Source organism: Amycolatopsis anabasis (assembly GCF_009765355.1).
GTDB classification, from domain to species: Bacteria; Actinomycetota; Actinomycetes; order Mycobacteriales; family Pseudonocardiaceae; genus Amycolatopsis; species Amycolatopsis anabasis.
The window spans coordinates 56,918-79,602 of sequence record NZ_VTHK01000021.1 but is presented as its reverse complement, the minus strand read 5'-3'; the positions used below and the strand labels follow the sequence as shown (position 1 = coordinate 79,602).

General features: G+C 67.6%; 20 protein-coding genes. 4 read left to right on the top strand and 16 right to left on the bottom strand.

The features are described from left to right. Positions 1-370 precede the first annotated feature (370 nt). A complete protein-coding gene (locus FXO23_RS26220; protein WP_158888097.1) occupies positions 371-1,837 on the bottom strand; it encodes an MFS transporter in 1,467 nt (488 codons plus the stop codon). 464 nt (positions 1,838-2,301) lie between these two features. On the opposite strand from FXO23_RS26220, the gene FXO23_RS26215 reads away from it, so the two are divergent. Beyond that, positions 2,302-3,465, top strand: a complete 1,164-nt coding sequence (locus FXO23_RS26215) for a PucR family transcriptional regulator (protein ID WP_218952165.1) — start codon at positions 2,302-2,304, stop codon at positions 3,463-3,465. A 124-nt stretch (positions 3,466-3,589) separates the two neighbouring features. Here the strand turns inward: FXO23_RS26215 and FXO23_RS26210 are convergent, their stop codons facing one another. From FXO23_RS26210 to FXO23_RS26160, 11 genes are all read right to left on the bottom strand, one after another. Further along, positions 3,590-5,122: a class I adenylate-forming enzyme family protein gene (locus FXO23_RS26210; RefSeq protein WP_158888095.1), complete on the bottom strand. Its 1,533-nt coding sequence runs from the start codon at positions 5,120-5,122 to the stop codon at positions 3,590-3,592. Between the two features lie 58 nt (positions 5,123-5,180). Then, the gene (locus tag FXO23_RS26205; protein WP_158888094.1) at positions 5,181-6,668 is read right to left on the bottom strand and encodes an aldehyde dehydrogenase family protein; all 1,488 of its coding nucleotides are present in this window, start codon (positions 6,666-6,668) and stop codon (positions 5,181-5,183) included. A gap of 46 nt (positions 6,669-6,714) precedes the next feature. After that, positions 6,715-8,172: an APC family permease gene (locus FXO23_RS26200; protein ID WP_218952164.1), complete on the bottom strand. Its 1,458-nt coding sequence runs from the start codon at positions 8,170-8,172 to the stop codon at positions 6,715-6,717. Between the two features lie 62 nt (positions 8,173-8,234). Then, a complete protein-coding gene (locus FXO23_RS26195) occupies positions 8,235-9,428 on the bottom strand; it encodes an NAD(P)/FAD-dependent oxidoreductase (RefSeq protein WP_158888092.1) in 1,194 nt (397 codons plus the stop codon). Positions 9,429-9,462: 34 nt separating this feature from the next. Beyond that, the gene (locus FXO23_RS26190; protein WP_158888091.1) at positions 9,463-10,566 is read right to left on the bottom strand and encodes a Zn-dependent alcohol dehydrogenase; all 1,104 of its coding nucleotides are present in this window, start codon (positions 10,564-10,566) and stop codon (positions 9,463-9,465) included. A gap of 24 nt (positions 10,567-10,590) precedes the next feature. Continuing rightward, positions 10,591-10,968, bottom strand: a complete 378-nt coding sequence (locus FXO23_RS26185) for a hypothetical protein (RefSeq protein ID WP_158888090.1) — start codon at positions 10,966-10,968, stop codon at positions 10,591-10,593. A 31-nt stretch (positions 10,969-10,999) separates the two neighbouring features. Then, positions 11,000-11,803 carry an SDR family NAD(P)-dependent oxidoreductase gene (locus FXO23_RS26180; RefSeq protein WP_158888089.1) on the bottom strand — a complete coding sequence of 268 codons (804 nt, stop codon included), beginning with the start codon at positions 11,801-11,803 and terminating at the stop codon, positions 11,000-11,002. Positions 11,804-11,839: 36 nt separating this feature from the next. After that, positions 11,840-12,595, bottom strand: a complete 756-nt coding sequence (locus FXO23_RS26175; protein WP_158888088.1) for an enoyl-CoA hydratase/isomerase family protein — start codon at positions 12,593-12,595, stop codon at positions 11,840-11,842. A gap of 93 nt (positions 12,596-12,688) precedes the next feature. After that, positions 12,689-13,591, bottom strand: a complete 903-nt coding sequence (locus tag FXO23_RS26170; protein WP_158888087.1) for an NAD(P)-dependent oxidoreductase — start codon at positions 13,589-13,591, stop codon at positions 12,689-12,691. Between the two features lie 1,232 nt (positions 13,592-14,823). After that, positions 14,824-15,102 carry a hypothetical protein gene (locus tag FXO23_RS26165; RefSeq protein WP_158888086.1) on the bottom strand — a complete coding sequence of 93 codons (279 nt, stop codon included), beginning with the start codon at positions 15,100-15,102 and terminating at the stop codon, positions 14,824-14,826. Positions 15,103-15,153: 51 nt separating this feature from the next. Then, entirely contained in the window at positions 15,154-15,411 is a 258-nt protein-coding gene (locus FXO23_RS26160; protein WP_218952163.1) for a hypothetical protein, read from the bottom strand. A 438-nt stretch (positions 15,412-15,849) separates the two neighbouring features. On the opposite strand from FXO23_RS26160, the gene FXO23_RS26155 reads away from it, so the two are divergent. Together FXO23_RS26155 and FXO23_RS26150 are read left to right on the top strand one after the other, a co-directional pair. After that, the gene (locus FXO23_RS26155; RefSeq protein WP_246257818.1) at positions 15,850-17,862 is read left to right on the top strand and encodes a DUF6461 domain-containing protein; all 2,013 of its coding nucleotides are present in this window, start codon (positions 15,850-15,852) and stop codon (positions 17,860-17,862) included. Positions 17,863-18,019: 157 nt separating this feature from the next. After that, positions 18,020-18,913: an aminoglycoside phosphotransferase family protein gene (locus tag FXO23_RS26150; RefSeq protein WP_246257816.1), complete on the top strand. Its 894-nt coding sequence runs from the start codon at positions 18,020-18,022 to the stop codon at positions 18,911-18,913. A gap of 77 nt (positions 18,914-18,990) precedes the next feature. On the opposite strand, the gene FXO23_RS26145 is transcribed toward FXO23_RS26150, so the two are convergent. After that, positions 18,991-19,965, bottom strand: a complete 975-nt coding sequence (locus FXO23_RS26145) for an NAD-dependent epimerase/dehydratase family protein (protein ID WP_158888084.1) — start codon at positions 19,963-19,965, stop codon at positions 18,991-18,993. A 211-nt stretch (positions 19,966-20,176) separates the two neighbouring features. Continuing rightward, positions 20,177-20,884, bottom strand: coding sequence for a DUF6545 domain-containing protein (locus FXO23_RS26140; RefSeq protein WP_158888083.1), 708 nt, complete (start codon positions 20,882-20,884; stop codon positions 20,177-20,179). A gap of 167 nt (positions 20,885-21,051) precedes the next feature. Between FXO23_RS26140 and FXO23_RS26135 the strand changes: the two genes are divergently transcribed. Then, positions 21,052-21,315 carry a hypothetical protein gene (locus FXO23_RS26135; protein WP_158888082.1) on the top strand — a complete coding sequence of 88 codons (264 nt, stop codon included), beginning with the start codon at positions 21,052-21,054 and terminating at the stop codon, positions 21,313-21,315. On the opposite strand, the gene FXO23_RS26130 is transcribed toward FXO23_RS26135, so the two are convergent. Then, entirely contained in the window at positions 21,293-21,949 is a 657-nt protein-coding gene (locus tag FXO23_RS26130) for an ImmA/IrrE family metallo-endopeptidase (RefSeq protein WP_158888081.1), read from the bottom strand. The two genes, FXO23_RS26135 and FXO23_RS26130, sit on opposite strands and share 23 nt — an antisense overlap. Before the next feature lie 166 nt (positions 21,950-22,115). Further along, positions 22,116-22,652: a helix-turn-helix domain-containing protein gene (locus FXO23_RS26125; RefSeq protein WP_158888080.1), complete on the bottom strand. Its 537-nt coding sequence runs from the start codon at positions 22,650-22,652 to the stop codon at positions 22,116-22,118. Positions 22,653-22,685 lie beyond the last annotated feature (33 nt).

Genomic DNA, 22,685 nt, shown 5'->3' with positions numbered 1-22,685 from the left:
ACGCAAGGCCGCCGCGAACCCGCGGTCGGCGAAACCGATCCGCGGTCCGGATCGCTGCGGTGCGGGCTCCGGTACTCTGCCGATCTACCGTGCAATCCGAGCCCCGCAAGCCTCTACGGCAACACAGCCCACTATTCGGGTCACGCCGGTGCACAATGCCTCGTGCAAGGCCCTCGGCAATCGCGATGCCCCAACGGGATTTCGCAACTGCGGCGTGCCTGCACGAGCGCCTGGCCCGGTTCCCGGGTCGGCCGCGCCGGGTCCGCCGAGCTGCCGTCCGAGCGCGCCGCGCCTCGGGAATCGGCACATCAGCCGACTGCGGCAAGCTCCGCCGCCGCGTCACCAGCCGCGGCGGCGGAGCTTGCGTGCCTTAGTTCGGCAGAGCAGCCGGGCTCTGCGACATCAGGGCCTTGAAGGCGCCCGGGTGGCGCGCCGAGGACACCATGGCCGCGAGGACGATTCCCGCGGTGAAGACGGCGGTGATCAGGTACCCCACTGTGTAGAGGGAGCGCTGGGGCACCCCGTCGAAGTGCGGAACGGACGCGAGCGAGAGTGTCATGGTGGTGACGGCGGTCCCGAGGCCGGCGCCGATCATCATGACCGTCGACGGGATGCCCGCGGCCATCCCGGCTTTGTCCTCGGAGACCAGAAGCTGGGGGATGGCGTAGGACCCGCTGTATCCGGCTCGGCTGCCGAGGCCGACGAGGGCGGAGCCGACCAGGTACTGCCAGGTGTGGTCGTGGGCGAACGCGAGCCACACCAGGCCGAGCCCGCACATCGCCGCGCCGGCGACGAGGATGACGCCGGGGCGTCCCTGCTGCACCAGCCGTTCGGCGGCTCGGCCGCTGATGAACATGGTCAAGGCGAAGGGCAGGAGCATGAGGCTGGTTCCCAGTGCGTCGGTTCCCAGGCCATACCCCACTTCAGCGGGCGTCTGGGTGTAGTAGGCGACCAGCAGCACGAAACCGCCGTCGATGGCGCCGAACAGAAACGCCGCCACGCAGGCCGTCGAAGCGAATGGCTTCTTCAGCATGCTCAGATCGAAGACGGCGGTGGCTGACTTGCGTTCGACCGCCACCCAGGCGACGCCGCCCAGCAGCCCGACGGCGAGGATCAGGTAGCACAGGTTCCCCCAGACATTCACCTGCGCCAAGGCGAGCAGGACGACGGCGACCCAAGCGATCATCCAGACCGTTCCGGGCACGCCGATCCGGTCCGAGGACGCGGGGTGCCAGCGGGGAACGACGACCAGGAGAGCCGCGGTGGTCGCCGCGAACGCCGCGGCGAGGATGTAGAAGAACGTGGGCAGCGACAGGTACTTCACCGACAGGCCGCCGCCGACCTGGCCCACGACCACTGCGGTTCCGGTGGCCATGATGAGCACCATGACGGCGGTGGCGATCGAGCCGCCGGAAAGGTGGCGGCGCAGGAAACCGAGCGGGAGCACCGACGCCGCGCTGCCGAACCCGAGCAGCGCGGCCCCGACCAGCAGCCCCGGATACGCGTCGCTGACCGCGGCGATCAAGGCGCCCGCCGTGAGGACGATTCCCGACCACAGCAGGATCGCGCGGTCCCCGACGACGTCTTGCAGGCGCGGGACCAGCACGAAGCCGGCGCCGCTGGCCAAGGCCATTGCGGTGAAGATCCACGTCGTTTCCACCACGTCGAGAGCGAAGTGGCCCTGAATCACGGGCAGGAGGGGCGTCAGCATGTAGAGGATGGCTTGACTCACGGTGGAGAGAACCGCGGCGACCGCGATCAGCGGCCCTCGCTTGCGCGCCGCTTCTCCGCGGACGCCCGTCGCTGCCTCCAAGACCGCGTCGTTTGCTGGTGCCATGGTGATTCACTCCCGTTCCAAGTCGACGCGGCGCTCCTGGCCGCCCGCACCGACGATTCCGGCGTGTGATGGGGGTCTCAACGGTGCGCCCGGGGACGTTCCGTCGGCTACGACAGCGCCGACCAAGATGCGCACCGCCACGGTGCACCGTGCACCACTCGGGTCGCCGGGCACTCGGATCCGGCCTCCGTTGAGGCGGCTACGTCCCGATTGACCCGTGTGGGCGAGACCGGAGTCCGACCCGATGTCGCGCGGCCGAATCGCCGCGCTCGCTGCCCGGAAGCCGCCGGCGGTGCCCGGGCTCAGGCCGCGCGGCACGGTGCGTAGCCGGCTGGGGACCATCGGGCACCGGGCTCGGAAATCCGGGTTCTGGCCTACGCTTTCGGCGCATGGAGACGTTGTGGCCTGACCCGTCGGAACGGGTCTGCGAACTGATCAAGCGGATCGCCGAGAGTCAGCTGCCGGTGTCCGACGAGGTCGCCGACCGGGTATGGCGTGCTTCGCAAAGCGGGTCGCGGCAACGGGAATACGTCGAGGACCCGGTGCTGTCGGAGGCGGACCGGCGGCTCAACAAGGCCAACATGACGCACTGGCTGGTGTGCAATCTGCAGCAGCCGGGGCGTCGGGTGCCACCGGCGAAAGGCACCGAGATGTTGATCTACGCCCGCGACCTCGTGCTGCGCGGAATGGACATGAACGAGGTCGATTCCTGGCGTGCGGCGCAGCGGGTGGGATGGAGCCGGTGGCTCGACGACTGCTTCGCCGTCACCTCGGATCCAGCCGAGTTGCGCGAGCTGGTCGAGGTTGCCGCCAACTCACTGACGACCTACGTCGACGACTCGATCGCCGCCGTCGGAACCTACGTCGACGAGATCCGCGGCGAACTCGGCGTCGGCGCCCAGGCACAACGGCACACCACGGTGCAGCTGCTGCTCCAAGGCGCCCGCATCAGCCGCGCCCGCGCGGAGGAGCAACTCGGCTATCCGCTGACCGGACACCACGTCGCGGCGATCCTGTGGGCCGATTCCCCCGAGGACAGCCATGGACTCGAGCGGGTCGCCGAGTGCCTCATGCGGGTCTTCGGCGCGGCCCGCCGCCTGACGCTTCCTCCCAGTACGGCGGCGCTGTGGCTCTGGGTCCCCGCCTCCGAGGTTCCGCCCGTCGCGGCATTGGCGAGGGTGCTGGACGACGCTCCTCGCGTCCGCGTGGCGCTCGGCTGTCCCGGAGCCGACCTCACCGGGTTCCGGCGGAGCCACCTCGATGCGGCCGCCGCCCAGCGCCTCCTCGCCCGGATCGGGTCGCCACGACGCGTCGTGCGCTACGAAGACGTGCACCTCGCCGACCTGATCACCGCCGATCCGGCCCGCGCCGAGCAATTCGTCGCCGACACGCTGGGCGAACTGGCGACAGCCGACCCGGTTCTGCAGCGCACGATCCGGACGTACATCACCGAAGGGTTCAATGCCTCCAACGCCGCCGACCGGCTGTTCGCGCACCGCAACACCGTCGACAGGCGCCTCGCCAAAGCCCGTGCGCTGCTGCCGAGGCGGCTCGAAGACGATCCGACCAGCGTGTCCGCCGCCATCATGCTCCTCGAACTGCAGCACGAGCCGACGCAAGAAAGCTGATCGGATTCTCGAGCGGGCACGCCAGGCCGCGGGAAATCCCGGCAGCACTGCCGATCACTGCTCACGGGTTTTCGATTCCGTGTTCAGCCGGGCTTTTCGCCCGGGCCCGGAACAGTCGCGGCACTCATCGGTGTTCAGCACGCTCGCGCAGTTTGAACTTCTGTATCTTGCCCGTCGGGGTGGTGGGGAAGGCGTCGACGACGTGGACTTCGTCGGGGACCATGAATTTCGGAGCCCGGGCGGCGACATGGTCTCTGATCTGCGCGGCCGTGGTCGAGGCACCGGGCCGCAGCTGCACGTACGCGACGACATCCTGTTCGGTGGCACTGGACGCGACCCCGACCACCGCGCACTCGACGACGTCAGGATGCGAGCGGATCTCCGATTCCACTTCGAACGAGGAAATGTTCTCGCCGCGTTTCCGCAAAGCGTCCTTGAGCCGGTCGACGAAATGGAAGTTTCCCTGCTCGTCGAACTTGACGATGTCGCCGCTGCGATGCCAGCCGTCCACGACGAGGCTGTCGGTCGCGGCCGCGTCCTCGTGGTAACGCAGCAGCAGCACGCCCGCGGACTTGTGGCGTACCCATAATTCGCCCGGTTCGCCCGCGCTTGCTTCCGTGCCGTCCTTGCGCACGACGCGCACGGTGAATCCGTCGCACGGTCGCCCCAGGCCCGCCGACTTCCGCAGATTCCGGCCGCTCGGCGGCGCCAGCGGCAGATTCACTTCGGTCGAGGCGTAGCAGGTCGACACCGCGACCCCGAATCTCCGCTGGAACGCGTCGATTTCGTCGATCAACGGCACGACGATCGCCCGCCGCACCGTGTTGTCGCGAGAGGACGCGTCGTCGGCCGAACGGTAAAGGAACTGCGCCATCGCGCCGAGCAGAAAGGTCTTCGTGGCCGCCGCTTCCCGGCAGTCCGGCCAGAACCGCGAGACGCTGAACCGGGGCACCAGTACACAGGTCGCGCCGCGCTGCAAGCACGCGTAGAACGCCGCCCACAACCCGGCGATGTGGAACAACGGCAGCGGAGCATAGTAGACATCCTCTTCCGACAATTCGAGGATGTCCGCGACTCTGCGCGCGTATTCGAATGCGTGAAGATGGGAAACCACTCCGCCTTTCGCTCGTCCGGTCGTGCCCGAGGTGTACATGATGGCGATCTCGTCGAGTTCGGATGCGGCGGCCGGACGACCGGGCTCGCCCAGCCGAACCGGGGCGATGTCCACGCCGTCGTCGCTCGAGCGCCGCTCGGCGTCGATCACCAGGACCGCCCGCAGCGAGGGGGGCCGCACCTCCAGGACGCGGTCGAGGTACTTCTCGGACGTGACGATTGCCTCGGCGCCCGAATGGCCCACGATGTGGCGGAGCGTGTCGCCCCGGTACTCGGTGTTGACCGGAACCGACACGATCCCGCCGAGCGCGGCGCCGACCGCCACGGCCGGAAACTGAAGGCCGTTGTCCAGCATGACGAGCAACGCGTCCCCTTTGCCCAGTCCGGCGCGGTGAAACTGGCCGAGGAACTGGAGCGCCGTCGCATGCAATTCGCGGAAGGTCATTGCGCTGCCGTCGAATCGCACCGCGGCCTTGTCGGGCCAGGTGTGGGCGGCGCGGGTGGCGGTCGCGCCGAGCGTGCGGGATGAAACTGCTTGTGTCATCGGTTCTCTCCTCGGTGCTGCCCGCGCGGGCAGCGAGGTTTCCGGCCGCGGCAAGGGATCAGTCGGCTGTACCGTCCATCGGAAGGAGCACGTGCTTGGTGCGGGTGTAGTCCTCGAGCGCATAGGTCGAGTTGTCGCGCCCGTATCCGGACTGGCCGAACCCCGCCCACGGCATCTCGGTGGCGAACGCCAGGTGGGTGTTGGCCCACACGGTGCCGAAGTCGAGCTGGTCCACGATCCGCAGTGCCCGCCGCTGGTCCGCGGTCCACACCGACGCGGCGAGACCGTAGTCGACGTCGTTCGCCTTCGCGATGCCCTCGGACTCGTCGGTGAACGTTTCGACCGAGATCACCGGTCCGAACACTTCGTCGCGAGCCATCTGCGTGCCGGCGGCGACATCGGTCAGCACGGTCGCCGGATAGAAAAATCCGCTGCGATCCGGGATCTCTCCGCCGGTCGCGATCTTCGCGCCGTCACTGCACGCCTGCTCCACCATGGCCGCGATGCGGTTCCGGTGCGCGGCGCTGATCACCGGGCCGAGCTGGACGCGGTCGTCGGCACCCGGGTCTCCCATCACCAGCGACTCCGCGCCCGCGACGAGTTTCTCGACGACGGTGTCGTGGACGTCGCGGTGACACACCACCCGGGTGGCGGCTCCGCAGTCCTGGCCGGCGTTGGTGTACCCGGTGGCGACGAGCGTCTCGACAAGGGCGTCCAGGTCTGCGTCCGGGAACACGAGCAGCGGCGCTTTTCCTCCGAGTTCGAGGTGCACGCGCTTGATGCCGTCGGCGGCCTGCCGTGCCACTGCCCGGCCGGAGGCGAGGCTGCCGGTCAGCGCCATCATGTCGATGCCGGGGTGTTTGCTCAGCGCGTCGCCGATCTGGGAGCCGCGTCCCAGAACGACGTTGAGCAGGCCGGGGGGAAGCACGTCAGCCGTCATTTCCAGGAGGAGGAGAACGGACAGCGGCGTCAGCTGGGACGGTTTGAGCACCAAGGTGTTTCCCGCGGCCAGGATGGGAGCGATCTTCCAAGCGGCCATCATCAGCGGAAAGTTCCATGGCGTCACCGCGCCGATGACGCCTACCGGCTCGCGCTTGATGCACGAGAGCAATCCCGGCAGGTACTGGCCGGCGGCGGGCGTCTGGGCCGAGCGGGCGGCACCGGCCATGAAGCGGAGACAGTCCGACACCACGGCGATTTCTTCGGCAGCCGCAGCGAGCGGTTTGCCGACGTTGATCGACTCGACAGCGGCGAGGAGCCCGGCGTTGGCGTCGACGACGTCGGCGACCGCGAAAAGCGTTTCCGCGCGGGCTCCGGGCGTGCGGCGGCTCCAGTCCGGCAGCGCCGAGCGGGCTGCCGCCACCGCGGCGTCCACGTCGGCGCTGGTGCCGTTGGGGATGGTTCCCAGGGACTGCCCGGTCGCGGGGTTGGTGACCGAGATCGCCTCTGTGCTGCTCGTGCTGGCGAACCGGCCGCCGATGAAATGCTGTCGCCGCACAGTGCGGAGGCGCTCGTGCGCAACGGGAATGATCTCAAGCGGGTTCATGGGCGTTTTCTCCTCAACGATGGGGCAACTTTCGAGGTGTAGAAGGTCAGGCAGCGTCGACGACGGATGTCGCGGACCGCGCTCGCGCCGCTCGCATCTCCGCGGCGACCTCCAGTGCGTCGCCCGCCGGTGCGTCCGATTTGCCCCACGGTCGCGCGATCGCCATGTACAGCAGCCCGGAACCGACCACGACGACCAGCCCGGCGACCACGATCCAGCGGTCGAGGAAACCCAGGTCCGAGCTGCCCGGACGGGTGAGGATGACCATCGCGGTCACGCCCCACGCCAGCGCGATGACGTTGACCGCGAGCCCGGCGCGCCCGAGGTTCCAGTCGCCGGCAGGACGCCAGCCTTTGAGCCGCATGCGCAGTGCGGCGAAGGTGACCATGTGGAAGCAGAGATAGATGCCGCACACCGCGAACGCGGTGAACCGGGGAAGGCTGTCGGGCGCGATCAGGACGACGATGGACAACACCACCGGCGCGGCGCACGCGAACAGCATCGCCGTACGCGGGGTGGCGGCTTTCGACAGCGTCGCAAGGTATTTGCTGCCGGGGAGCATGCGGTCGCGGGCGAATGCGAAAACCAGCCGGCTCAGGGCCGCCTCGAGGGACATCACACAGGAGATGAACGCGGTCAGCGCGATCGCCAGGAAGATCTTCGTCCCCGCCGGACCGACCGCGCTGTCGAGAATGGCCGAGATCGGGTCGGTGGTGATTTTCCCGTCGACGATCGCCTGCAGATCCGGCGAGGCGAGGATGAACCCGACGAAGGCCATGCCCGCGGACACCAGCCCGCACACCACGGTGAGGATCATCGCCCGCGGAATGCTCCGCCCTGGACGTTCGACTTCTTCGGCCACGTCGCCGCAGGCTTCGAAGCCGTAGAACAGGAAGAGGCCGGTCAGCGCCGCCAGCAGGAACGTTTGGGTGTACGGCGCGCCGCCCCCGGTGCCCATCGCGTCGAAGAACACCGCGAAAGAGTTGTTCCGCTTGAAGAACAGCAGATACAGGCCGTACCCGATCACGCCGACGAGTTCGGCGTAGAAGCCGATGCGCGCGACGGCTCCGAGGGTTTTGGTGCCCGCCATGTTCAGCGCGAGAGCGAGCAAGAGCAGCCCGATCACGATGAGGAATCCCTGTGTGTTCGACGGGTGGAAGCCGAACAGGCTGCCGACGTAGGGGATCGAGAACTGGGTGAACGAGGTGATCGTGACGATCAAGGCGCACAAGTAGATCCAGGCCGCCAGCCACGCGTAGCGCTTGCCCCACAACCGCCGCGCCCACGGGTAGATGCCGCCGGTGATGGGGTACTGCGACACGATCTCGCCGAACACCAGCGCGACGATCAGCTGTCCCGCGGCGGCGATCACCAGCCACCAGGTCGACGGCGGGCCGGCCGTCGTGAGCCCGAGCGGAAGCAGCGCCGCGATCGCGCCCAGCGGGGACATGTAGGTGAAGCCCAGCGACAAGGTCTCCACCACGCCCATCCGGGTGAAACGCACCGGTTCTCCGCCGATCGGGCCGGCCTGACTGGATCCCCGGGCTGCTGTTTCCCTGTTCTGCTTCATAGTTCAGTACCACCTTGACGGTTCGAACCGGCGTGGGACGGGGCCGCCAGCCTCGCCGGGTCCCAGGCGGACCCGGGGCCGGCGAAGGCGGGACGCGCTCCGTCGAGACAGTCGAGGACAGTGCGTCCGATGGCTGGGGCCAACTGGATTCCGTTGCCACCGGCGCCGAGTGCGCAGATGACGCGCTCGTTGCTCCAATGCGGCCCGACGACCGGATGGGAGTCGGCTGACATGGGGAACAGCCCTGCCCAGCCTTGGCCCAGCCGGGCGGAATCGTGGCCAGTGAAGCGTTGCGCGAGAGACTCGGCGATCTCCTCGACGAACGCCGGGTCGACTGCCCCGGACCAGTCGTCCGGGTTCGTTTCGCCGGGCAGCGCCTCCTCCGAATGCAGGCCGGCGAAGAATTTCGTCTGCCCTTCGGGGCGTAAGTACAACCCGGGGCGTCCGCTGCCGGGCACATAGTCCATGACCGACGGCACGAGCCGGCCCAGCGGCCTGTCCAGGATCACCGTCACCGCCTGATGCCGTTGCGGCCTCACGGTGACGGGTGCGCCGAGGATGTCGCCGACCTCGCCGGCCCAGGCACCGGCCGCGTTGACCACATAGTCGGCGGCGACCTCGCCGCGGTCGGTGGCGAGCACCGCTGCCCCGCCGGGTTCCCACGAAGCTCCCCGGAGCCTCGTTCTCTGATTGACCTGGACGCCGTTGCGGCGGGCGAGATCTCCCATGAGGTTGGTGAACAGATGGCCGTCGACGAAACCGTCGCTCGGGCCGAACAGCCCGCCGGCCCGGCCGGACATGTCGATGAACGGCACCAGCTTCTCGACCTCGCCGCTGGTGAGCACCCGGGCGTCGGGAATCCCGTGCTCTCGCTGGCGTTCCACGCTCAACTCGAACGACTCCACCGTCTCCTCGGAGTCGGCGAGCCGGAGGTAGCCGTTCGCGGTCAGCCGCAATCCCGCGTCCCGCGCGAGACGCTGCGCGAAACGCAGGCCGAACGCCCTGACCGCGATGTCGAATTCGTCGACGTACTGGGTCTCGATGATCCCGACCGACCGGCTCGACGAACCCTCCGCGACGTGCTGCCGTTCCAGGACTGTCACGGCGTAGCGCCCCGTTTCGGACAGCTGAAGCGCCGTCGCTAGGCCGACTGCCCCGGCCCCCACCACGACCACGCGGACCTTCTCCATGTGCCTGACCCTGCTTCCGGGGAACCCACTCCGATCAGTGGACGATGATCGTTCGGCCCGCCTCTCGCCGGCCCATGGCGGCGAACGCGTCATTGATGTCGTGGATCGTGCCCCGGCCCGAGATCAGCTGGTCCAGGTCGAGCTTGCCCTTCATGTACAGCTCGACCAGCCGCGGGAAATCCCGGGCGGGATGGCAGGAGCCGTAGTTGCTGCCGATCAGGGACTTCTCCCGGTCGGACATCAGCATCGGATCGAGTTCGATCCGCACTCCTTCCGCGGACTGTCCGACGACCACGGCGGTCCCGCCCGGCTTGACGAGGGCGTAGGCCGTTTCGAGAGTCTCCTTGAGCCCGATCACCTCGAACGCCCAGTCGACGCCGTCCTCGCCCACCAGTTCGCGGACCCGGTCGGGGACTGACTCGCGACCCGCGTTGATCGTCGCGGTGGCACCCAGCGCCGTTGCCCGGTCCAGCGCGTCGTCGTTGAGATCGACAGCGATGATCTCCGCGGCGGAAACCAGCGCCGCGCCCATCACCGCCGACAGCCCGACCCCGCCGCACCCGACGATGAGCACGCTGTCGCCGGGCCGCACGTTGGCGGTGTTCGTCACGGCTCCCACTCCGGTGGCGACGGCGCAGCCGATCAGCGCTACCCGGTCGAGCGGAGCGTCTTTGCGGACGCGCACCGCCCCGGTCGCGGGAACGACCACCCGGTCGGCGAACGACCCGGCGGTGAGGTAGCTGTACACGGTGCCCTCGGCACGGGACAGCCGCGAAGTGCCGTCCGCCATCACGTTTTCGTACGCCGTCTGCTGAACCTGCTGGCACAGCCCGGGTCGCCCGGCGAGGCAGTACTCGCAGCGGCCGCAGTAGGGAACCCAGGACAGCACGACGTGATCGCCTGCTTCGACATGGGTAACGCCCGGGCCGACCTGTTCGACGACCCCGGCGCCCTCGTGCCCCAGCACGAGCGGGCCGGTCGCCGCCCACTCGCCCTTCACCACGTGGTAGTCGCTGTGGCACACGCCGCTGGCGGCCAGGCGGACCAGCACCTCGCCTGCTTTGGGTTCTTCGAGTTCGAGTTCCTGGACGACGAGATCCTGGCCGACGCCCTCGAAGACTGCCGCTGTCACCTTCATGATTCGCCTCTCCTGTCTCTCTGCTCAGACGCCGGTGTCCGGCAGGCCGTGCGGGTACTGCTTGAACCAGTCGGACGGGGTCAAGGCGTAGAAGGCGCGGGTGCCCGGAGCGCCTTCGTAGACGACCGTGGCTCCCTTCGGGAGGGTCGCCATTTCACCTGCCGGGACCACGACGGGGTCGACGCCGTCGGCGTGGAGAACCAGTTCGCCCTCGATGACGCCGACGATTTCCTCGTACGGCAACCGCCACGGTTCCGTCTTGCCGCCGTCGTCGAACCGGATGATGCCGCCGCCCAGATGGGAGAGGCCCTTTCCTCCGGTTCGCAGTTCGACGAGCATCGGCCCGTTGTCGAACGTGTACTTCGGCGCGGCAGGCGCGAGGCGCACGGTCGGTTCCGCCATGTGTTCCTCCTGGAGTCGGGTTCAGAGATCGCTACTGGGTGGTGTATCCGCCGTCGACCACCAAGGCTTGGCCGGTCATGAAGTCGGAAGCTCGCGAAGACAGGAACACCGCGCTGCCGACGAAGTCGGTCGTCTCGCCCCAGCGGCCCATCGGGGTCTGCCTGGTCACCCACCGGCTGCCCGTTTCGTCGGCATGCATGTGGGTGGTCATGTCGGTGACGACGAACCCCGGGCACAGGGCGTTGACCTGCACACCCTTGCGGGCCCATTCCACGGCCAGTGCCTTCGTCAGGCCGATGATCGCGTGCTTCGACATGACGTATGCGGTGTTGTCGCGCACGCCGACGGTGCCCATCACAGACGCGACATTGATGACTTTTCCGTACCCGCCCGACTCGCGCAGATACGGACCGGCGGCCTTGGAAAGCAACCACACCGACCTGGCGTTGAGGTCGACGACCCGCTGCCAGGTCTCCAGCGACGTGTCTTCGATCGGCGAATCGTGGTCGTCGGCCGCGTTGTTCACCAGCACGTCCAGCCCGCCCAATTCCGCGGTCACCGAATCGACCGTTTGCTGAATGGCGCTGGAGTCGCGCAAGTCCGCCGAACGCACCGCGGCCTCCGGTCCTCCCGCGGCGCTGATCAGTTCCGCGGTTTCGGCGAGCCCCTTCTCGTTGCGCGCCACGCAGGCGACCCGCGCGCCGAAGGCGGCCAGGCCCACGGCAAGCTCGCGGCCGAGCCCCTTCGAGGCCCCGGTCACCAGGATCCGCCGCCCGGCGAGGTCGAAAATCCCGCGGCCGATGTCGGACGCGGCGAGGGCATTGCTGACTGGCATCGGTTCTTGTTCTCCGATCAGTAGTGGGTGAAAAGCTCAGTCGCCGGCGAATTCGGTGGCGCCGTGCGCGGCGTCCGGGCCGAGTTCCGCCTCGATCGCCGCGCCGATCTCGAATTCGATGGACGACTCGAAGCTCGCCTGCAGCCCCTGGTTGACGAGTGTCTTCCCCGCGCCCAAGGCCCAAGCGGACTTCCCGCGCAATTCCGCGACGGCTTCCTCGACCGCGTTGTCGAGGCGGTCGAGCGGGTGAACCTCGGTGAGCAGCCCCCAGTCCAGCGCTTCCGGCGCCGGAAGCGGCCGTCCGAGCAGCAGCAGTTGTTTGGCGCGCACGGGTCCGACGGTCCGCGGCAGGAGATTCGTGAATCCATTGGTCACCACGCGTCCCACCGCGGCCTCGGTGAACTGGAACACCGCATCGTTGGACGCGACGACGATGTCGCCGCTCAACGCGATCTCGGCGCCGCCGCCGATCGCGTACCCTCGCACCTGCGTGATGATCGGCGTCCGGCAGTCGCGCATCGCGGTCGCGACGCGTTGCATGCGCTCGGCGACAGCACGCGCGGTGACCGTGTTGAGCGGGCCCGCCGACGCGGCGGCCTTCAGATCGTGACCGCTGCAGAACGCACGCCCTTCGCCGCGGATGACGATCGCGACAGCATTAGCGGGAACCGCCAGGATCCGCTCGTGCAACGAGTCGAGCATCGCGTCGCTAAGCGCGTTGAGTCGATGCGGGCGATTCAACGTCAGTCGGTACACGCCGTCGGCGAAGCAGTGGAGAAGATCAGAAGTCATGGCAAAACCTTCCGGCAGGACACCGCCACACGGCGGCGTGGGATTCGGGTTCCGCGGCAGGTGCGGGCCGTGCGGCTCCGGCGACCCGCCGGGTCAGCGGACGGAGCAACTGTCCGAAGAGGACTGGTACCTGGCGCACAATTGGTCATACACGGCGGAAACAGCCAAGTCGCCCTTACCCGCAACGAGAAGCGGCTCCAGCAGCTCGCAGAACGCGGACATCACGAGCCCTTGGTGGCCGACCTCGTCGACGGACGCGCACACTGCTTGAGCCGCTTCGAAGAATGTCTTCGCCGATGCCTGCTCGGTCGCGTGATCTCCGGCTTCGATCTGTTCGACCGCATCCACCAGCGCCCGGCGGCAGACGTCGATCCGGTCGATCAGCAACTCCATGACATCGCGCGGACTCACCTGGAACTCGTGAGCATAAGCCGCGCCCTCGAGGAAGCCGCCGACAGCACCGCCGAGGAACGGGACCACGGCGCTGCCGAGAGCATTGGGCCAGGCCGGATCGGCACCTCCGTATCGGGGCTCCGCCATCAGCGACAGCAACGGCTCGCACACGTCGAACACGGCGCGTTCTCCCGCATAGAGAATCACCGACCGGCCCGTGCCCATTTCAGACGGATAGTCGAGAATTGCTCCGTCGAGGTACTGCGCTCCGCCCTCGACGACCCACGAACGCAGGTCCCAGGCTTCCTCCGGCGTGCCCCACGTCAGATTGACAATGGTCCGTCCAGCCAAAACGCCGCGACTTTTCGGCTCGGACAAGAGGTTCTTGACCTGCGCGTAGCGATCGACGCACACGATGCTGGTGGGATTCGCCTGCACGGCTGCCCCCGCGGTCGGCGCGACCCGCGCGCCGAGTTCCGCCAGTGGCACGGTCTTGGCAGCGGTGCGATTCCACACCGTCGCCGCGCAGCCGCGTTCGACGAAAAGCCGTGCCAGCGCGGAGCCCATGCGGCCAAGCCCCAGCAGGGAAACAGCATTCTGCATCGGAGGACAACCTCACCAACTTGTGAATCCGACAGATACCGGGCGGTTTGGCACGTCTCGAACTCCGCGTTCAAGTCCGCACCGCCCCGCCCGACGCGACCGGCTGATGGCTCGGGCCGGCGCTTGCTCGCTCGCCGACCGGAAGGGCCTCCACCGTGCGCTCCGAAGCATGCGACGTTCCACATCAATTCCCATCACGATTCACGGAAAAGCGGTGCATGTTGCACAGGCCGAGCCCGTCTCGCATGCCGAGGCGAGCCGGCCGAGTGTCCGGAGTGCCCAGGAAGGCGACCGCTGCCCCGAAGAATCGCCGGTGCACTGTGCACCAGTTCGGCCCCGAACACGCCGCATCGCGTTGTGGAATCAAGCCCGCTCGGTGTCGCACTGTGGCCGAAGCCCGATCACCGACACCGCCCGAAGGGGGGCAACGAGCATGCTCGCCCTTGAACGACTGGGTGGCCCGTCCCGAGCCCAGATCCTGTCAAGGAATACGCGACGCAGGGCCGATGCGGCGGCGAACCAGTATCACGAGCAGGGGCTGCGACGCCAGAGCAGCACGAAATGTGCCGTCGTCTGGTCGGTGGTCGCACGCTGTCGTACGTTGCCGGCCCATAATTCGCGGGCAGTCCCGGCGTCCGGCACGTCGACAACCCGCCGGTCGCCCGGCCTGCCTTCCTCAGCACTGAAAGTCCTGCCTTCATGAACCCGTCTTCACGCTGGCAAGCCATGCAAGACGCAATCGCCCAAGCACGACAGCGCCCGGCCGAAGTGGCTGAAACGGTATCTTCGTGCTCGAGCCGGTTCGACGCCGCAACAGCACTGGCAACCCTGCTCGGCATCGACCCAGCGATATCCGATCAGCTACTCGACTTGCACCTCTCCGACTTCATCGCCCGCTCCTCACAATCGGAACGCTAGGGCGCTGAAACTACGACGCTCAACTGGAGGACCTTCACCCAGGCACCCGGTGCGACCCGCGCGATTGCAGCACGCCGATGGGCATGAAGAGGGCCGTGTTGGGGTGGTGGCGCGGACCCAGTACTCGAATACGGCCATCGTTAAACCCATTACCGCGCTACACCTGGTCGGGTTGTCGCTCAGCGGTGGCTCAACTTCCGGAGCGTTCGGCGAAACTGCTGACAGGGACAGGAGTGTCCGACCAGTTACCCGGTGGCGACAGGCAGACCACGAGCCCGCAACGTCAACTCCTTCTCAGGTGATCTGGCGGATTTCTAGAGCGATTGAACGTGCGCTTGCCAGTCCTCGATCGACGGGCAGGCGTAGCCGCATGCGCACCCATCAGCAGCTGACCAAGTTTCGTGACCTGGCATGGCGGTCGTCAGATCTCCGGCGCTGATCGCCGCGCCGACTACCGGCTGGCCAGGTAGCGCTTCACCAAGGTGTGAGCGTCCGAACCAGCATTGGCAGACGGTCGCCACTTCGTTGCCTGTCGCGTCGTAGGTCGTCATCACGTGCAATGTCGCTCCTCGTTCGTTCTCGCGGTTGCTCATCGCGCTGACCTCCCGATCGCCGTGCCCGCCACATACGTTGAGAACGTGCCACTACACCGCCAGGTCGCGTGAGGACGCGCACTTCGTCTGCGAAGCGACAGTGTGCGCGGCCCGGCCCGGCTGCCACAGCGCGGCCTGCACGAGGCGACCTTGCGTCAACACCGCGGCGACGAAGTCCTCGCGACCCCGGGTGGTGTCGGTCCGCACCACCTTGTCGTCGCGCTCGACATGTCGGTAGGCGGCATCGCCCTCGCCCTCGCCCTCGACCTCGACCTCGAACACCAGATCGGCCGCCTCCAGCGCGGTCATCGCATCCTCGTGCGTCAGCTCTATCTCCGGCAGGTACAACACCCGCCACCGGGTACGCGGATCGGTCGGGGCGAGCGGTTCGGCGCATCAGACGGTCCCTCGATGTCGGATACGTTGGGCCTCCTAGAGTGCGTAACGGGGGAGGTACGAAGTATGAGCGATCACGGCCGGATCGTGCGTCGGGTGTCCGAGGTTGCCGGCGGCGTCGGTGGATCGGAGGTCCCGGTGGAGGAGGCGCGCGTGGAGTTGCCGGCTGGGTTGGTGGATGCGGTGGCGGGGGCGGTTGCCGGGGTGTTTCCGGTGGTGCTTGAGCGGGTTCCGTATGGTCCTGCGGCCGCGCTGGGCAGGCTGGGTGCTCCGGAAGCTGTCGCGGATCGGTTCGATGCTGGGTTCGGTCCGGTCCCGGCTCGGCCGTGGCGGGAGCCGGGGGAGTCGGTGGTGGTCAGTCATCTGCGGTGGCTGGGGGAGGTCCGTGCCGAACGACTCCTCGGGGCGCTTGAGCTGACCGTGCCGGTGCTGCCGTTGGACATTCCGCAGGTGATGCGGGACTACGTCGGCCCGGAAGAGAACCCGCATGGGTTCAGCCTGGTCATGATGGGTGGTTCGGGTGGGGAGACGCTGCATGCGGTGAGCACGCTCGACCGGTTGCGTCCGGGGATCACCGGGGTGATCGCCGCGCTGGTCGCGGAGTTGGCCCGGCATGAGGTGGTGGCCCCGTTGCTGAAGGCCCCGGTGCCGGAACTCGGCGATGAGGCCGCGATCGCGGCGCGGCATGGGGCGGTGCATCTCGCGTTGGCTGTGGTGACCGCGGCGGTGGTGTTGCGGCAGGTTCAGGTGCCGTTGCTGGGGGCCGAGCCGCCGGTGGTGGTCGGCGCCGCGCTGGGTGCGGCTGTGGCGCTGTTGCGCGGGTTGCCGATGCCACCGGCTTATGCAGGCGCGTTGCTGGCCAAGCGTCGGGCGGAGTACCTGTTGCCGCGGTCGTCGGCGGGTTCGGTTGCCGTGACTGATCACCGGTTCGCGTTGGTCGAGGGCGCGTTCCCCGGTGTGGTGGAGTTCTCCCGTAACGGGCTGGTCGAGGTGGTGCCCGGTGGGGTGGTGGTCCGCACCGGTGTGGCGGAGGGGCACCTTGCGGTGCACGTGCGGGTGCTGGCTGACCCGCCGGACACCGTGGAGTTGGAGTGGTGGGACGAGGTGGTCGAGGTCAGCTGGACCGCGGCACAGGGTTTCGCCTCGGTCCGCGGGCCCGGCGAGGCTGTCACTGGTTCCTTGCGTGAGCTAACCCCGCCCTGGCCTGGTGATTATCGGGTGCGGGTGCACGCGTGTGGCCGGGATGGTGAGGAGGATGAGCGCTACGAACTGGTGGTGTGGGCCGCACCCGCGGGGCCGGAGGTCGTGCACAAGCGCGGTGACCGGTTGGGGCACCGCCTGCGCGGGGAACCCGTGCCCGCGACCGACATCCCGCCGCAGGTGGGCTATCGGTGGGTTCGCAAGAGTTGGCTTTCGGACGCGGCGACGGTCACCGCTGTCGCGGCGGGCTCGCCTGAGGAGGTGCTGCGTGGGTTCGGCGCCGATCCGGCCGTCCCGGTGTCCGCGCGGGAGTTGGCCGAGCAGATGGATATCGATCCGTGGGTGTCCGTGCTGCGTGTCGGGGACAAGGTGCTCGCGGTGGAGTTCAACGGCTACCAGGGGTCGTACCGGCCGGTGCTGGAACCGTTGTCGCGGCTGGGGCGGACGGCGAGCATGTTTTGGAACGTCAACGCCGTGACCCGGCTGTCCTTCGCTCGCGACGGTGCCGTTCTGGCTGGGTTCGAGCTCGGGCAGGACGAACCCGTCGACGATCCCGAGGTGCGGGCGGCGCTTGATGGGCTCGATCTGGGCAACTACCGCGATCGGGTGGAAAAGGGCCTGGTGGCCGTGGAGCGGTTCACTGGGCTGCGCCTGCGCCCAGAAGACTTGGACCGGCTTGTGGAGGCCGATGTGGGTTACCGGATCCTGCCCTACTTGCCCGAACTGTACCCCGAGGCGCGGCTGCCGGATGGTGCTCGGCGATTCGCCGGGCACGGACCGCTCGGCGAAGACACCGACCTGCTCGCGTTCCTGCCCGAGCAGGCCCTGCGGGAGTTGGCCTGGCAGGCCGCGACCGAGGCCGCCGTCCACGTCGGGCTTGCCGAGAATCCCGCGGTCACGGACAGCCTCGCCGCTCGTCGGCTGGGGCCGGAGGCGGACACCCTGGCCCGCACTTCCCAGTTGCGCGGGCACGGGCAACACCACTGGATGTGGATGACCCTGCACCGCGCCACCAATCCCGACCCGCTGGCCGCGGCCATCGGGGCGCTCGACGCGGCCCGCTACGCCCTCGGCGGCAACGCCGCAGACCTACTCGACCGCGCACGCGCCACCCTCCGCGCACAGACACCCAACCAGCACTTGTCTGATCGCCGAGAAGATTGACCGAGAAGGAGACAGGGGGCACCGGTTTGGGCGGCTGTCCGAGACCGACACGCATACGATGTGGATTTGGTAGCTCGGCCCTGAGCTCAGCACAGGCCCATTTGCCATCGCGCTGGCATCTTGTCTCTTGTGCCGTATCTCGGTTGACGGCCTGCGGATGATCGTCACCGTGAGGATGCATGCGGACGAGGTGGACATCGACGAGGCGCTCGTGGGCCGGTTGGTGGCCGGACAGTTCCCGGCCTGGGCCGACTTGCCGATCGAGCCGATGGCGTCGTCGGGCACGGACAACGCGATGTTCCGGCTGGGGGCCGAGTTGGCTGTGCGGCTTCCCCGCATCCCGGGTGCGGCGAAAGGTGTTGCGGCGGAACAGAAGTGGGTGCCGCTGCTGGCGCCGCACCTGCCGGTCGCGATGCCGACGCCGGTCGCGTGCGGCGGGCCGGGGGAGGGCTATCCGTACCCGTGGACGGTATGCCGGTGGCTGCCGGGCGCCAACCCGGCCGTGGACGACCTCGCCTCACCCGAGCAACTGGCCGCGGATCTCGCGGCCTTCATCACCGCGCTGCGGCGGGTCGACCCGGCCGGTGCCCCGTCATCAAGCCGTGGTGTGCCGCTGGCCACGCGCGACAAGCCGACCAGGGCGGCGATTGCCGCGTCGGAGGGGCTCATCGACACCGCCGCGGTGACCGCGGTGTGGCAGGACGCATTGCGCCTTCCAGCGTGGTCCGGTCGGCGCGCCTGGACGCACGCGGACCTGTCGCCCGGCAACCTGCTGGTCCACGACGGCCGCCTCACTGCCGTGATCGACTGGAGCATTGCTGGCGTCGGCGACCCCACCGTGGACCTCATCGTCGCGTGGAACCTGCTGCCCGCGTTCGCCCGCCCGGCATTCCGCGAGGCACTGGGAGCCGACGACGACACCTGGCACCGCGGCCGAGGTTGGGCCCTGTCGATCTCGCTGATCCAGCTGCCGTACTACCAGCACACGAACCCGGCACTGGCCGCCAACTCCCGCCACGTCATCGCCGAGATCCTCACCGACAGCGTGTGAAAGTACCTGCGCCGGAACGAATCTCAACACGATGTCATGCAGGACATCTCCACGACATCGCGCGTGAGACCATGACATCAGCTTAGCTCCGTGGTGGCTTGTGATGTCGGCGCGGCGTGTCTGAGGGCCAGATCAAGGTCGTCAGGTTTGATGCCCAGTTCCGTGCGGGCGATGTCCGGGTCGAGGGCCATTGCGCTGGTGTGCAGATTGCTCCATTGCGTTGGGTCGAAACCGATGCTGAGCCCTCGTCGGCGTTGGCGGAGGTCTTCCATGCGGATCAGTAGCTTGACGGCTCGGGGGTGGAGCCTCCAGATGCGTTTGGGAGCGCGGCCTGTCGCGGATGCGAGGCGGGTAAGCAGGTCCGCCCATGGAACGTTCGTGGTGACGATCGGGTAGTTGCCGTTGGCGCGACGGTCCAGCGCCGCGACGGCGGCTTGTGCGGCCTGTGTGACAGTGACGACGGCTGTGGTGCCGGGGTAGGCCAACAGCCCGATGTTACCGACGGTCATGCTGTGCAGCAGAGGCTCGAGAGGTGACTGCCGACCTGGAGTTGTGCCCGCGACGTAGGGGAGTTCGAGGACGGCCACGGAGATTTCTGCGCCGGCTGCGTCGCGCGCGTTTTCGGCTTGTTCGATTCTGCTCGCAATGTAAGGACTGAGTTCGGCGAGGCGGAGTGCCGGGTGTTCGCGTTGCAGTGTGGCGTAGAAGCTGCCGAGGATCACGGCGCGGTCGCAGTGCGCGCGACGCCCGGCGGCCAGCAGCCTGGCGACCGGGGCGACGTTGGCGTTGTGGAAGAACGTGGTGATATTCGTGTCGCGTGGTGCGTACACGGCGGCGGCCGATGCGACGACGATGCCCTTGTGATCAGCAACGATCGCATCGAGTCTCTCCTCGGACAGGTCGTTGAGGTCGCCGGTGTGCACGGTTACTGCGGCGGGGAGGTTTGTGGGCGTGGTGCGGACCAGCACCGTGACGTTGTGCTCGTGTGCCAGCAACTCACGGACGATGTGGTGTCCGATGAACCCGGTTCCGCCCACTACCAGGACCTTCATGGGGCTGTCGTTCCCTCCTTCGCCGTTGCGGATGCCCGCTGAGGCGTCGTAGCGTGATCACTTGCGTGGATTGTGTGGTCGAGCACCTCGGCGACGATGGGCGAGGTGAAGTATGCCTGGGCAACCCGTAGCCACCATCGAGCCTCGTTGGCCATGTCAACGTCGGCATGACCGAGCGTCGGCGCAGCATATGGTGTCGACGTCGCCTTGTTCATCTGATGAAATGGCATCCCACTGCGAGCGCTGCTGCCTCAGTCACCGCTGCGAGATCGTCGGGGGCCAGACCTCGCTCGTAACACAGCGAGCTAGACAGATTGTCCACATCTGCCGGGGTGAACACGCGCAATGATCGCTGGAAGTCACGAAGCTCGATCAGGCGCTGGTAGAGGTGGTAAGTCGCCCGTACCCGCAGCGCGTCGGTCATCCGGGATCTAGGTGGGTAGGGAGCGTTGGCGGGCAGCACCTGCCGAAGTGCTCTCCACAGCCGGTATAGGCGGCGATCGGTGCGGTAGTACTGCCACCACAGCTGGGCGCGGCGACCCGTGTCCCGCACCTGTTGCAGACGGGGACTGTTGGCCAACAGCGAGTACAGCCCGGTCGCCGCGAGGCCGGTCATCGTGAACGCCCCCGCGACGCTCAGGGGCCAGGTCTCCACGATCGCCTGCGGCCAGGGCGGCGGTCCCAGGCCGGGCACGAGGAGCGCGAGCTGGTAGGCGATTACGTGCAGCTCGACCATGAGCGAGATCAGTGCGCCGGATGAATACACGCGCAGGGCGATGGACAGCCAGCGGATAGACGAGGCCTTCCGTGCCCATCTCAGGTTGGTTCGTACCAAGGCCTGCAACGGGTACAGCTGGTAGACGCCCTGGAACAGCCAGGTCAGCGGGCCGAGGAGGCTGTCCGCCGGACCGCCCGCCATAATACCTGTCCTGCGGGCTGTAGCTGAAGTCCCGCGCATATTCCGGCTGTGCCAGAAAGAAGAGGGTGGTCAACACGATGAGCGCGACGACCAGCACCGCTCGGTGCCGGGCTATCTGCCGCGCGGACTTGTCTCCGTCGTCGAGCGTGTAGTGGACCATGCACAGCATGAAGTACATGCACAGCCAGCCGAGGACGATCGTGGCCAGCCAGGTCAGGTCGATTCCGTCGACGACCAGCAGGGCTGAGACGACGGGGAGGCGTATCGTCGAAGACAGCAGTGCCAGGAACGCCCCGGCCGTGAAGGCGTGCAATGCCCGAGTCTGTCCCCGCTGGATGACTTTGTGCAGATTGATGATCACCGCGATCAACGCGGTCAGGGCGCTGAGGAGGAGCGGTACGAACCAGTTCATCGGCCGCGCCTTGGCGTAGGGCCCAGCGTCGAGGTGAACCGGTCGATGACCGCGCGGTCGGACGGTGCGATTGGCCGGACCGGGTGAATCAAGTCCGCCGACGAGGCGCGCAAGGCCAGTTCAGTCGCGAACTCTTCGGCTTCGCGTTCCTGGGCAGGTGCGTAGCTGTCCTGGCCGCCACAGGTGGATCGGCAGAGTCCGGCTCGAATAGTGGCGCGGATGAATTCGGGATCGAGATCCGGCAGCATTCGACACATCAGGCGGAACTGGACCTCCTCAAGATCGCCCTCCGACAGATGGCCCAACAGCATGTGCCCGAGTTCATGAAACACCGAATGTCGCTGAGTCATCGGTGCGGCCGTGTCGTCGTAGACGACGCAGTCGAAGCTTGGCGCCTTGACCCACAAACCCGAAAACGTCGGTACATCGTCGGGCAGGACCGCACGGAACGGGACTAGTACCACTGAACGCCGGCGCCAATCAGCCACCCGAGCCATGAATGCGGTCAGATCGGCGTCTATGGGCACACTGGCCAGCAAACCTCTCACGGCCGTCGTCACGCGGCGGCGTGAAGTGAAAGGCATCTCGATCTCCTTGGGCTTTTCCAGCGCACCTGGGCAGCCGATGCGAGTCTCCGGAGAGGCGCCCACCATCTACTCGATCCGACCATTTCACGCCTGCAGCGGCGTGACACGACACCGCGGTGGCTCGGTGGGTTGTGCGCGGGCCGCCAGAATAGGACCGTCACGGTGCGTTCGGCACAGCTGTGCCGAGGCCAAGACACCCCGGCCCACGTGCTCGATACGAGATTCGACGTAGTCACGAGCGGTGCTCCGCAGACGTGGAGCCGTCACCGGGGCGCCGGTCGGCCCGATCGGCTTCGTGCTGTCGCACATGGCGGAAGATCGACGCCATCATCCGCAGTGAGGAGTCACCATCCAGCACCGGCGACGACAAGCCACCGCGCGCGGCGATCGGTAGCCACTCGTCGAGGAAGGCTAACTGTTCGTCGATCCGAGCGACGAGCGCCGGATCGTTGCCGGTCAGATAATCGGCAGGTACCCGGAAGAATGCGGCTAAAGACTGTAGCAACTTGACTCCGGGATCGTCCTCGATGCCCTCGCGTACCCGGTGGATCTGGTCGGCGGCTACCCCGATGATGGCGGCGACCTCCGCAGTGGTGTAAGGCGGAGCACCCGGAGTCGGACGTACTCGCTGGAACAGGGTGTTGAGCCGATCTGCGACGCTGGGCTGATCGAGAAGGTATTGCGGAAGATCGTCGACAGGGATCTCGTCCTTGGCCAGGTAGGTCACATCAACCTTGAAGAAGTCAGCCAGCCGCTGGACGAGCTTCAAACCAGGGTTGTCCTTCTGCCGCTACGGTCCGGT

Excerpts from the sequence above, each read along its gene's own strand:
- FXO23_RS26160 (WP_218952163.1), bottom strand. The coding sequence starts at position 15,411 with ATGACCGCGCTGGAGGCGGCCGATCTGGTGTTCGAGGTCGAGGTCGAG.
- FXO23_RS26145 (WP_158888084.1), bottom strand. The coding sequence starts at position 19,965 with ATGAAGGTCCTGGTAGTGGGCGGAACCGGGTTCATCGGACACCACATC.
- FXO23_RS26185 (WP_158888090.1), bottom strand. The coding sequence starts at position 10,968 with ATGGCGGAACCGACCGTGCGCCTCGCGCCTGCCGCGCCGAAGTACACG.
- FXO23_RS26220 (WP_158888097.1), bottom strand. The coding sequence starts at position 1,837 with ATGGCACCAGCAAACGACGCGGTCTTGGAGGCAGCGACGGGCGTCCGC.
- FXO23_RS26130 (WP_158888081.1), bottom strand. The coding sequence starts at position 21,949 with ATGGTGGGCGCCTCTCCGGAGACTCGCATCGGCTGCCCAGGTGCGCTG.
- FXO23_RS26170 (WP_158888087.1), bottom strand. The coding sequence starts at position 13,591 with ATGCAGAATGCTGTTTCCCTGCTGGGGCTTGGCCGCATGGGCTCCGCG.
- FXO23_RS26195 (WP_158888092.1), bottom strand. The coding sequence starts at position 9,428 with ATGGAGAAGGTCCGCGTGGTCGTGGTGGGGGCCGGGGCAGTCGGCCTA.
- FXO23_RS26205 (WP_158888094.1), bottom strand. The coding sequence starts at position 6,668 with ATGAACCCGCTTGAGATCATTCCCGTTGCGCACGAGCGCCTCCGCACT.
- FXO23_RS26210 (WP_158888095.1), bottom strand. The coding sequence starts at position 5,122 with ATGACACAAGCAGTTTCATCCCGCACGCTCGGCGCGACCGCCACCCGC.
- FXO23_RS26175 (WP_158888088.1), bottom strand. The coding sequence starts at position 12,595 with ATGACTTCTGATCTTCTCCACTGCTTCGCCGACGGCGTGTACCGACTG.
- FXO23_RS26190 (WP_158888091.1), bottom strand. The coding sequence starts at position 10,566 with ATGAAGGTGACAGCGGCAGTCTTCGAGGGCGTCGGCCAGGATCTCGTC.
- FXO23_RS26140 (WP_158888083.1), bottom strand. The coding sequence starts at position 20,884 with ATGGCGGGCGGTCCGGCGGACAGCCTCCTCGGCCCGCTGACCTGGCTG.
- FXO23_RS26150 (WP_246257816.1), top strand. The coding sequence starts at position 18,020 with ATGATCGTCACCGTGAGGATGCATGCGGACGAGGTGGACATCGACGAG.
- FXO23_RS26165 (WP_158888086.1), bottom strand. The coding sequence starts at position 15,102 with ATGAGCAACCGCGAGAACGAACGAGGAGCGACATTGCACGTGATGACG.
- FXO23_RS26135 (WP_158888082.1), top strand. The coding sequence starts at position 21,052 with ATGAAGTACATGCACAGCCAGCCGAGGACGATCGTGGCCAGCCAGGTC.
- FXO23_RS26180 (WP_158888089.1), bottom strand. The coding sequence starts at position 11,803 with ATGCCAGTCAGCAATGCCCTCGCCGCGTCCGACATCGGCCGCGGGATT.